Raw genomic sequence first — 11,589 nt, 5'->3', positions numbered from 1 at the left:
GGGAGATGGGGAGTGTGGGAGATGGTGAGATGGGGAGATGGGGAGATGGGGAGATGGGGAGATGGGGAGATGGGGAGATGGGGAGATGGGGAGATGGGGAGATGGGGAGATGGGGCAAAAAAATATTAACAATACTTACACTCCACAGGCAATAAATCACATCCTCAACCGAAAATTAAAGACCAAAAATTCGATTGATCGACCAATTTGGATAAATCAAGGTGATGCTTTTGTGGCTGCTTTACCTAGTCCAGAAACTCGATTTACTTACGGAATAGATTTTAATCTACCAGCTATTGGTAATCAATGGCATAGTTGGTCTCCAGAAACAGAAAGTTTTGCTGAGTTTATTGCCCCAGCTCGTACATTTGCCTTAGCACATCAAATTGACCAATTACGAGAAGCTGGTTTAATTAAAGGTGGTAGTCTAGATAATGCTCTAGTTTGTAATGAGTCGGGATGGTTAAATCCACCCTTAAGATTTGAAAATGAACCTGTACGTCATAAACTCTTGGACTTAGTAGGAGATTTGAGTTTATTAGGTAGTTTTCCTCAAGCTCATTATCTCGCTTATAAAGCTAGCCATAAATTACATATCCAATTAGCTCAAAAAATTTCTGAATTGTCTTTAAGTAAAACTAATTTCAGGTCGTAGGTCGTAGGTGTTATACATATTTTATGTGATGTGAGATAGAATTATGAAATTTATGGCGTTGCACAGCGACAAATTATTTTGGATGTTTGGTGAACAGGATTTTGGATTTGAGAATTGCTACAATAAATAATTAATATTAGACATCTTCACCAAAAGAGGGGACAGGGAGAAATAATTGATATTTTATGGATAATAATTGATTTTATTTTGAATTTATACCAGATGTCCATTAGGTTTTTGGTATTGCTAATTTTGGGTATGATTTGTATTTTTTGGCGATTTATAAACTATATTAATGACAAATATTTAAGATTATTCAGTTTTGATTTTCATACCTTGATTCAGCAACGCCAAAATGGTAAGCATTCATCTATTAGCTGTCAGTTATCAGCAATAAGACCTTGCCTTTAAGGAAGGAGTTTAAATGAATATAGAGTTTAACAATTTTTGTCATAAGATTTAACTCTGACGAGATTAATACAACTTTGAAACTACACCAAAAGCAATAGCTAATAGCTGACGACTGAATGCTTACCCAAAATTTAAAGTCAGGATTATTTTTTACTAATACTAATTTGATAAATGTTTGTTACAGATGGTAGGGACGTTGCATGCAACGTCCGTACGAAAGAAGGAATAGGAAAGAAGGAAGAAGGGATAAATATTGAAAAAAAGGGAAAAAAATATAAATAACTATCTAAAATGAACTGGAATAGCTATTTTTAAGCATATTCGAGCAAGGTCTACCTTTTTGTAGCATTCTTTTTTCAAATTGGTATAACAGATATCTCTAGAAAATAAACTTGCTCTTTATTTAACATAAGCTAGAGTTGTAACAGTCACTTATATTTTCAAATAGATAGACTACAGTGCCCAAAGCATTCTCCTACTCCCTACTCCCGCGCACCAAAAGAATTTTGTAGTCTACTTAAATGAAAAGCGCTGTAATAAAATCATTTTTCGTAATCTTTGGCCATAAAAATCTATTCCCTATTCCCTATTCCCTATTCCCTATTCCCTATTCCCTAATCTTGCAAAAAGTCTATATCTTTTTCGGAGATGTCTAATGCTAAAATCGAGACTGCCAATCAAGAACTGTACATAATGTCAACCTCTGAAAAAACTACAACAGATTCAGCACAAACCACAGAAAATTCTTCAACTCAGCAAAATCAGGATGCTGCGACTACTGGGGTAAATATTATGACCGTTGAAGAAATTCACAAACTATTACCCCACCGATATCCCTTTGCTTTGGTAGACCGTATTATAGAATATGTACCAGGAAAAAGAGCAGTAGGTATTAAAAATGTCACATTTAATGAACCCCATTTTCAAGGACATTTTCCTGGACGACCAATTATGCCAGGGGTATTAATCATAGAAGCAATGGCTCAAGTTGCAGGCATAGTCTTTGCTCAAATGCCAGAGCTTCAGAAAGGATTATTTGTATTTGCAGGTATGGATAAGGTAAAGTTTCGTCGTCCAGTAGTGCCAGGAGACCAACTAATATTAAAGACAGAATTATTATCTGTTAAAGGTGGCAAGTTTGGCAAAGTGCAAGGTCTTGCAGAAGTTGATGGTCAAAAAGCCGCAGAAGGAAATTTGATGTTTTCAATAATGGATTGAAGTATGCCTACTCTGATTCATCCAACAGCTGTTATTGCTGAAAGTGCTAACCTACATCCTACTGTACAGGTAGGGCCTTATGCTGTAATTGGGGAACAGGTAAAGGTAGGAGCAGGAACTACTATTGGTGCCCATGTCGTGATTGAAGGGCCAACAGAAATTGGCTCTGGTAATCGAATTTTTCCTGGGGCAGCTATTGGTATAGAACCACAAGATTTAAAATATGCAGGTGCTCCAAGTTGGGTAAAAATTGGCAACAATAACAAAATCAGGGAATACGTTACAGTTAATCGCGCTACTTATGCAGGTGAGAGTACTGTTATTGGTAATGACAATTTACTGATGGCTTATGTCCATGTGGCGCACAATTGTATTATTGAAGATTCTGTGGTCATAGCTAATGCTGTGTCTTTAGCAGGTCATGTCAAAATTGAGTCTAAAGCTGTAATTGGTGGAGTTTTGGGTATTCATCAGTTTGTTCATATTGGTCAAATGGCTATGGTGGGTGGTATGAGTCGTGTCGTTAGAGATGTACCACCATTTATGTTGGTCGAAGGGCATCCTTGTTTGGTGCGATCGCTCAATTTATTAGGATTAAAGCGTGCTGGTTTGACCAGTGCAGATTTAGCAATATTGAAAAATGCTTTTCGGATTCTGTATCGTTCGGGTAAACTTTTCAGTGAAGCTTTAGAGGAATTAGAGTTACTTTCAGAGAATAAGTATATCCAAGAATTATATCAGTTTTTAAGTTTGTCTGTTGGGTCTAAACGTCGTGGACCAATGCCAGGAAAAATCTCGAAGGGAGTGAAGTTAGAAGAGCTTGATAATTAGTAGAGTTTTTGTTGAATACATGAGATGGAAAATAAAAGCATTATACAATGGTTAGGCTTGCCCGAAGCTTTTGGATACTTTATATTAGTCGTTTCTTTTATCCTCTGTATAGCTCCTTATTTTCCAGGTTATGACTTTGGACAATTTAAAGTTCCTAAGTTTTCTACATCACTTAACAGAAAGCTTAAATTTTTAGGTCCGATATTCCTTATACTGGCAATTTTGATTAATCGTTCTCCAGTTCCACTTCTACAACATTATTTATTTAAGGATGAAAAAAGCTATTACGAGCATTGCGCATACTCTTATCCAGTAGCATACAATAACATTGATGAGTTTAAGAAGGTTTTGCGGGAGGGAGCTAAGATAAAGGCAGTAGAAGAGTTATTCTCAGATAATAAACTTAAAGATATCATAGGTGAAGATAACGCTACTACTAAAAGAGAAGAGCTAATTCCTATTCTCAAAGAATCTGTAGTTTTAGAAGAAGAAAAATATGAGAACAGCCCCAGTGATTTTGGTAAGTCTTGCATATTTTTCAAGGCAACTCAAAAGCTTGGAGATAAGATTACGGAATTTATTGAAATTGAGGAATACTGTGGTTCTGCTTTGCCAAAAATACAAGAAGAAGCAATATATAAACAAATTTCGCCTCAACTTTGGTCTGAACTTAAAAAGTATAATAATCCTAAACTTAGACAACTTGTAAATGAGAACAATTTCAAGTCTTTTGTAGAGTGGGAAACTAAAGATTATTTCAAAGGTGAAGAACGTTGTAGGTTAATCAAGTTTAGGATACTGCCAATCAGGCTTCAGGTATTTTTAACAGAAGATGAATTTAACAATATACCTGAAGTTAAAGGAGTAGATGAAAACAACAAAAAAGCTGAGTTTCAATTCACTGTCTTATCAGACAAATATAATTGGGCATTTGAAAGCGATGAGACGACTAAGTTGGAAGGAAAAGATGCTAGTATTCGTAATTTGCTCTTTAGAGAAGATATGCTATCGGGTTTTATAAAAGCTTCTGAACTTATTAGTGCCGGTACTGCTTCATGTGAGGAAAAAGAACCTGGCGAAGAAAACAAGAGAGCCTACAGGAGAGCTAAAAAACTAGATGGATGGTTGAATGAGGCTTTAGAGAAACATGACAATCTCACAACAAAGAATCTCGCAATCAAGAAAAGATACACTTTGAACTTAGGAAAGTACAAAGAAAAAGAAGAAGAATGTTCATTAGATAAAGAAGAGACAGCTTATCAACGTAAAGTAATTATAATTAGTATTATCTCTAAAGATACAGAGGTCAATTTATGTCAGGCACTTCGTAATGCTATGCAAAATAGGAGTCAAGATTTGTCATTTAATATCAAGAATTATGAGAGCTTTGAGTTGAGAGAAAGTAATTCAGATGTTAATATTTGTACGCCATAGACAGACTGACACATTTAAAAGGGTGCGTTACGACGGGTTGTTGAATGCTTTTTACAGTCTAGATTTTAGCCGTCTAGTGAATCCTACTGGACCGACACAGCTAATTTGGTGCAATAGATTTTTATTCAAATACATGAGCTGTAAAGATTAGAAAAAATTGATCAAACCTTGCCATAACAAGAATTATACGAATGCTTCAACTACTCTACTGGATTGTTTCATCTAAAAATGTGCATTAGAATTGTCATTGCGTTAGCGTAGCTTTGCGATAGCAAACGATAGTGTTTGCGGAGCATTCCGTTAGGAAAGCAATCTCTAGTAAATTTCCTATTGCATCATTATTTTAGTTAAAACAGTCCACTACTATGAATAATATTAATTCATTTTAATAAGCACCTACGCAGAGCGACAGACTTGTACTCAATATACATCAAAATTGACCGAGCGGCAAAAATCCTGTATTTACTGCATATCAAGACTTGTAGCGTTTATGGAAAGATTGCTCATACAGGCGCGAAATCGCGATTTTTCCCTCAAATTTGCCTGCCGATAGCTCATTTGAACTTTTTTTGTCAAAATCAATTTAAATTATCAATATATTAATCAATTAATTATAAATTTAATTAATATACTATTATTTAAAAGTCTTGTTGCGCTATGGACAAGGTAAAAGTCAAAAATAATCTATGATTGAGTTCAATCATTTAGAAATGTCTTAATTTTTGCTTCGATTGGTATATAGTTTCTTTCAGTTGGAATGAAGTAATTGAGGTTTGAATTTTTATATTTGTACCTCTTTTGCTGATAACTGATAACGTAAGCATTTCCTGCGGACTGCTGCGCAAACAGCTATTAGCTATCAGCTCTCAGTTCTTATAAGGGGACTTAAATTAATATAGGCTTTAAGGCCGACTTTGGTAGTAAGTAGAAATTCTACCTTAATTACTAAAGCTTTTATATAAAACGAAAAGTCATAGCTGAACGCTGAAATGCTGACAGCTGAATGCTTACACTGATAACTGATAACTGAAATAACCAGTCCCCTATGTCTTATGAAAATTTTTATTAGTACAGGTGAAGTTTCTGGAGATTTACAAGGGTCTCTATTAGTTGAAGCACTCTACCGTCAAGCTCAACTTCAAGGTTTAAATTTAGATATTGTCGCCTTGGGGGGCGATAGAATGGCTGCTGCTGGTGCTACTTTATTAGGAAATACGACAAAAATTGGTGCTGTAGGAATTATTGAATCTTTGCCTTTTGTTTTTCCTACTCTGAAATTACAACAAAAAGCAAAAGAATATTTACATCACGAATCCCCTGATATAGTTGTTTTGATTGACTATATGGGACCTAATATTAGTATTGGTAGTTATATCCGCAAAACCTGGCCGAATTTACCGATTATTTGGTACATTGCTCCTCAAGAATGGGTTTGGTCTCTGGGAAAAGGTAAAACAAATAAGATAGTAAATCTAGCAAACAAAATTTTGGCAATTTTTCCGGAAGAAGCAAATTATTTTCAACAAAAAGGAGCTAAAGTTACTTGGGTAGGTCATCCCATTATTGACAGAATAAAAATAGCTCCTAGTCGGGAAAAAGCACGTCATAATTTGGGCATAAAATCAGAGACAATAGCGATCGCTTTATTACCAGCATCTCGACAACAAGAAGTTAAATATTTAATGCCAGTAATATTTCGAGCAGCACAAATAATTCAGGAAAAGTTACCTCAAGTTAATTTTCTAATTCCTCTATCTTTAGAAAGTTATCGTCATCCTATTGAAGAGGCAATTAAAAAGTATCAACTACAGGCAAAAATTTATCCTTCTCTGCCACAAAATAATCAAAAAATACAAGAAAGTAAAAATTTAGAAATTCTGGCTGCAGCCGACTTAGCGATCGCTAAATCTGGTACTGTAAATTTGGAAATAGCTTTGCTAAATATACCGCAAGTAGTTGTTTATAAAGTTAATCCAATAACTGTTTGGATTGCTAGGAATATTTTGAGATTTTCGATTCCATTTATGTCGCCACCAAACTTGGTACAAATGAAAGCTATTGTGCCAGAATTATTTCAAGAAAATGCTACTCCTGAAAATATTGTTTCTGAAGCTTTGGAACTTCTATTAAATTCTCAGCACCGAGAAAAAATGATAGTAAATTATCAAGAAATGCGTCATGCTTTGGGAGAAGAAGGGGTTTGTTGTCGCGCAGCTCAAGCAATTTTGGATTCAGTTTTGAGCGGAAAATAAAAATAGTTTTGAGACAATTAAAAACAATTATAGTTTTGTGGAAGTGGAATGGGCATCTTGCCCGTTCCTGATATTTTCCCGTTCCTGATATTTTCAATCCTTGGCAGGGACAAGCAGGATGCCTATCCCCACTTACCACTGATATTCATCCCGCCCCTCAGCAACGCCGTGAAGATGAAGAATGTTTTTATACCGAATTAAATGGATTTGATATTAAACCCGGCACAGAAAAGATAATTAGGGCTTGCTGAATAAAATTGTAATCAATACCTATAAAGGTTTCCAGCCTTAAATAGGGCTTGCTGATTAAATCTAAAAGTATTTACTGATATTGGTAAGTGCCTTTTTGGGGTCTAAAAAAGTGCCTGGTATCACGTCTAAAACCCTCAAAAAGTTAATATTCTAGGCTCATAGTTAGGCAGAAAAATCATTCTTACAAAACTTAGCTCCTACCTTCTATAAGTACCCATTTCTCCTGTCTCCCCCTCCTGGGAGGGGCTAGGGGTGGGTTGTCTCCTGTCTCCTACCCTCACCCATAAGACTTTTTCAGCAAACCCTAATTAGGGCTTGCTGATTAATGATAAAAGTATTGATATATAAAGGTTTGAGAATTTTTAGGGCCTAAAAAAGTGCGCCTGTTTCAGTTGAAAACGCTCAAAAAGCTAGTATTTTGGGCTGACTATGGCAGAAAAATAAAGGGAAAATTCTTACTCCTACTTCCTCTATAATTCCCCGTTCCTCCTGTCTCCAGTATAGCTGTCTCCTGTCTCCTACCCCTACTAAAAGACTTTTTCAGCAAACCCTAATTATTCAACCGGACATGATATGACTCCTGACTCCTAAGAAATACCCTAGATATTTGTAGCAAACATTTATCAAATTGGTATAACATACTGTCGCTGGCTTATAATTGCTCAAAACGTTATTGAATCCTAAATTAGCGAATCATTAATAATTCAATAATTGGTAGTCCTGTAGATGTAGTGATACTCATAAATAAACCCCTTTCATCGTCAGGAGCTTAACTGCAAAAATCACTATTTGTACACCACTACCCTCCAATAATAAAAAAATAATATCATCTCCGCCTGAATATATACTTTGGTTTAAGGAAGGCAGCGGGAGCTGAGGGCAGCTATGCTGAAAGGTTTCTTCCAATTATGACTTAATTTTATACACGCTCCGATGCTACCGGACATGATATAAAATTAATTATTTCCACCTACTAGACTGACACATTTAAAATTGTGCAATAGATTTTTTATTTCTAGGTGTCTTTATCTCCCCTACTCCCCTACTCCCCTACTCCCTTACTCCCTTACTTTCCTACTCCCCTACTCCCCTACTCCCCTACTCCCCTACTCCCCTACTCCCTTACTCCCCTACTCCCTACTCCCTACTCCCTACTGCCTATTAATAAAAAAATTAGTATCTAATAATGCTGTTGCTCCTGTTGCATCTACAGGTTTAGAGAACAAGTATCCCTGACCATATTCACATCCTAAATTCTTCAGTTGAGTCAACTGTTGCTCTGTTTCTATCCCCTCTGCTACTACATCTAATCCCAGACTATGAGCTAATGTAACAACTGCCCGCACAATTTCACAATTTTCGCCATTAACCCCCATATTTGTCACAAAAGATTTATCTACTTTCAGAGTATTAATAGGGAAACGATGCAAATAACTCAGAGATGAATATCCTGTACCAAAATCATCAACACTTAACTGTATTCCTAACTCTTGCAGTTGAGACAAAACAGTAATAGCAGACTCAGCATTATCCATTACCACACTTTCTGTAATCTCTATTTTCAACTTTTGAGGATTTATACCTGTCTGTTGCAAAATACGTTGAATATGTAAAATTAAGTTATGTTGGGAAAACTGTTTACCAGAAATGTTTACAGCTACAGTAAGGTCAGTTTGAGAGTAGATTTTCTGCCATTCTTGGAGTTGACGACAAACTTCCCACAATATCCACTGACCTAGAGGAATAATCAAACCTGTTTCTTCTGCCAGGGGGATAAATTTTATTGGAGAAATAATACCCCCTTCAGGATGTCGCCACCGTACTAAAGCTTCAAACCCTAATAATTTACCTGTACATAGAGAAATAATTGGTTGGTAGTTGAGCAAAAAATTATTGGTAACTGGGGGAGCTAAATTTTCTAGCATCTCTACCGCATGACGCAGCTCATGCTCTAATTGCATAATTTCTGTAACGTCGTTGTGCATGGATCTAGTGAAGACTAAATAACCTCCCTGATTTTCAACTTTGGCTCGATCCATAGCAATATTAGCATCTCGGAGCAGATCGCCTGCCCATTGATAATCATCTGAACTGATGACAATACCGATACTAGCAGTAACGAAGAGTCTCTGAGTATCGAATTCTATAGGTTGAGCGATCGCTGTTTGTATTAGAGTTGCTAACCCCATGGCATCTCCTTGATCGTAAACGTTTTCTAGGAGAATAACAAACTCATCACTACCTGTTCGTGCTATCGTATCTATTGCTCGCAAACAAACTTGGATTCTTTTGGCAATTTCAACTAAGAGTCGGTCTCCCATAGAGTGACCATGACTTTCATTAATTATTTTAAATCTATCTAAGTTAATAGTGAGTACAGCAAATATATAATTGGGGTTTCTGCGCGTGCGTGCCAATGCTTGCTGTATTCGTTCCATTAATAAAGCTCTATTTGGCAAATCTGTGAGGCTATCATAAAGGGATTGGTGCAGCAGTTTGTCTTCTGCTGATTTTCTTTCTGTTACGTCGTGGCAGTTGATGACAATTCCCTGAACTGATTTATCATCGAGTAAATTCATTGCTACTGCTTCAAATATACACCAACTACCATTTTTATGGCGGACTCGATATTCATCTAACCCCCTGCGTGTTTTCGGATACTGCTGTACTCCTTCTATTACCAGTTTCATCCACCACCGATCGTTGGGGTGAATTAACTCTAATGCAGATTTGCCTATTAATTCTTTACAAGTGTAACCTAAAATTCTTTCTTGGGAGGGACTAAGGTATTGATAAATGCCATTTTCGTCTAAAATCTGGATAATATCTGTGCTATTTTCAATTAGTGATCGGAATCTTTGCTCATTTTCTCGCAGTTGTTTCTCTGCTTGCTTACGTTCAGTAATATCTGCACTAATAGCAACAAATCCTATTACTTGCTTTTTTGGATCTTTGATCGCATCTATTCGGATAAAAATCTGGATTAGGCGATCGCTACGACTACGACAGGAAATTTCACCATTCCATGATTTTCCATTTTTTATAGTGTCAGATATTTGTTTAGCGGCTCTCTCATCTGTTATCAAACTTAGTAACCCACCATTAGCATTTAATTCTTCTACTGTTGCGTAATCAAAAAGTTGAGTAAATGCTGGATTTTGATAGATGTGATTACCATTAGCATCAGTCATACTAATTGCTTCACTACTACTTTCTACAGCTTTACCTGTCAATGCTAGGGCTGTTTCCGTTTGTCGCAGTTCTGTAATATCAAGTCCAACAGTACACGCTGCTTGACCCTGATTGTATTTTTGAGCAACTATGAGATATTGACCTACAGATGATTTCATTTCTTGTACAGTAACTGTGGAATTACTCTCAAAAAAATTACGTACAAATTTGGGGAATTCTGCATCTTCTCCACTCAGAAAACCAATCTCTTTACCAATAAATTCTTCTGGAGATAATTTGTAAATTTCAGCTAAATGTCTATTCACTCCTAAATAACATAAATCTGAACTAATCCAAGAAACTAATCCTGGTATTGCTTCTAAAAGTGTTTGTAATTGTTCGTCTGTTTCTGTAACTATGGAGTCTTTTTTTTGTGATTTAATATTGGAGTCTATCACTTGAATATTATAAGGGCTAAATATAACTTTATCTTTGCTAATTGGGTAAATTATAGCGTTAATTTTTACATTTTGCTCTTCTATATAAGAGATTTTTTCTATTTCAACTGGACGATTTGTTTCCAAGCAAATTTGAATATGATTGCTCAAAAAGTTTTTCTGAATATTTTCAATGACTTGACATATTTTACGAATTTCTAGGTGATTATACTGCGACAAGCAGACTTCTTTATTTACTGGAATACTTTCTAAAAAACACCCTGTTCGATTTAACACCCATATACAATTATTCATAACAGGAAACATAATTAGATATATCAGTATAAAAAAATTTATACATCTTAAAGTAGGTTGAGCATCTTGCCCTATATTTAATTAGGGCTTGCTGAAAAAGTCTTTTTTTTTAGAGGAGGAGCCAGAATTCAGAATCCAGGAGTAATGAGAATCATAGAAAAGGTAGCCAGAAGAATCTTCCCTTGATTTTCTACCCCTCGAAATGCCCAAAATCCTAGATTTTTGAACTGAAATTACCTCAAAGCTGATACTCCCTTAGTACCTGCAAAGTCTGAAACCTTTACCAGTAAACACTTTGGTCTTTAATCAGCAAGCCCTAATTAACTGACTCCAAGCTTATAGATATAGTACATAATTACAAAAATCAAGTTTTTTTTAGGCATGAGAATACTATATTAAATACTAATAACTAATAGTTTTTAGTATCATCACTTCAGTGGAGTATTTTTCGGTACTATTAAGAGTATTCTTTAAATCAGTTATTTCTAGATTTAAACCTTTATTAGAAGCATTTACTCTTGTCTATAACTCCTAGTGCAGGATGGCGGAAATAACTGACCAGTTAAAAAAGGTTCAAAAGCTTGTACAATAACCTTTCTTCCCTTCTGCCTTC

The 11,589-nt window shown here is 35.7% G+C and carries 5 protein-coding genes and 1 pseudogene; 5 read left to right on the top strand and 1 reads right to left on the bottom strand.

Annotation, left to right across the window (positions count from 1 at the left end; all coding sequences use genetic code 11):
- Nucleotides 1-193 precede the first annotated feature (193 nt).
- From F6K54_RS30060 to lpxB, 5 genes and pseudogenes are all read left to right on the top strand, one after another.
- A pseudogene (locus F6K54_RS30060) lies at nucleotides 194-655 on the top strand (UDP-3-O-acyl-N-acetylglucosamine deacetylase); the annotation flags it as partial.
- Between the two features lie 1,104 nt (nucleotides 656-1,759).
- Entirely contained in the window at nucleotides 1,760-2,284 is a 525-nt protein-coding gene (gene fabZ, locus F6K54_RS30055; RefSeq protein WP_375342011.1) for a 3-hydroxyacyl-ACP dehydratase FabZ, read from the top strand.
- A 3-nt stretch (nucleotides 2,285-2,287) separates the two neighbouring features.
- Complete coding sequence (gene lpxA / locus F6K54_RS30050; protein ID WP_293086049.1) at nucleotides 2,288-3,115, top strand: acyl-ACP--UDP-N-acetylglucosamine O-acyltransferase; 828 nt, start codon at nucleotides 2,288-2,290, stop codon at nucleotides 3,113-3,115.
- A 24-nt stretch (nucleotides 3,116-3,139) separates the two neighbouring features.
- On the top strand, nucleotides 3,140-4,549 hold the full coding sequence (locus F6K54_RS30045) for a hypothetical protein (RefSeq protein WP_293086047.1): 1,410 nt from the start codon (nucleotides 3,140-3,142) through the stop codon (nucleotides 4,547-4,549).
- Nucleotides 4,550-5,601: 1,052 nt separating this feature from the next.
- Nucleotides 5,602-6,801 (top strand): lipid-A-disaccharide synthase, encoded by a 1,200-nt coding sequence (lpxB, locus tag F6K54_RS30040; RefSeq protein ID WP_293086044.1) that lies wholly within the window; start codon nucleotides 5,602-5,604, stop codon nucleotides 6,799-6,801.
- Nucleotides 6,802-8,204: 1,403 nt separating this feature from the next.
- Here the strand turns inward: lpxB and F6K54_RS30035 are convergent.
- Nucleotides 8,205-10,976, bottom strand: a complete 2,772-nt coding sequence (locus F6K54_RS30035) for a bifunctional diguanylate cyclase/phosphodiesterase (RefSeq protein WP_293086041.1) — start codon at nucleotides 10,974-10,976, stop codon at nucleotides 8,205-8,207.
- Nucleotides 10,977-11,589 lie beyond the last annotated feature (613 nt).

Origin of the sequence: Okeania sp. SIO3B5 (assembly GCF_010692555.1) — a bacterium.
Lineage (GTDB): Bacteria > Cyanobacteriota > Cyanobacteriia > Cyanobacteriales > Microcoleaceae > Okeania.
The sequence above is the reverse complement of the archived record's forward strand: the minus strand, read 5'-3'. Positions and strand labels throughout refer to the sequence as shown.

Excerpts from the sequence above, each read along its gene's own strand:
- fabZ (WP_375342011.1), top strand. The coding sequence starts at position 1,760 with ATGTCAACCTCTGAAAAAACTACAACAGATTCAGCACAAACCACAGAA.
- F6K54_RS30045 (WP_293086047.1), top strand. The coding sequence starts at position 3,140 with ATGGAAAATAAAAGCATTATACAATGGTTAGGCTTGCCCGAAGCTTTT.
- lpxA (WP_293086049.1), top strand. The coding sequence starts at position 2,288 with ATGCCTACTCTGATTCATCCAACAGCTGTTATTGCTGAAAGTGCTAAC.
- lpxB (WP_293086044.1), top strand. The coding sequence starts at position 5,602 with ATGAAAATTTTTATTAGTACAGGTGAAGTTTCTGGAGATTTACAAGGG.
- F6K54_RS30035 (WP_293086041.1), bottom strand. The coding sequence starts at position 10,976 with ATGAATAATTGTATATGGGTGTTAAATCGAACAGGGTGTTTTTTAGAA.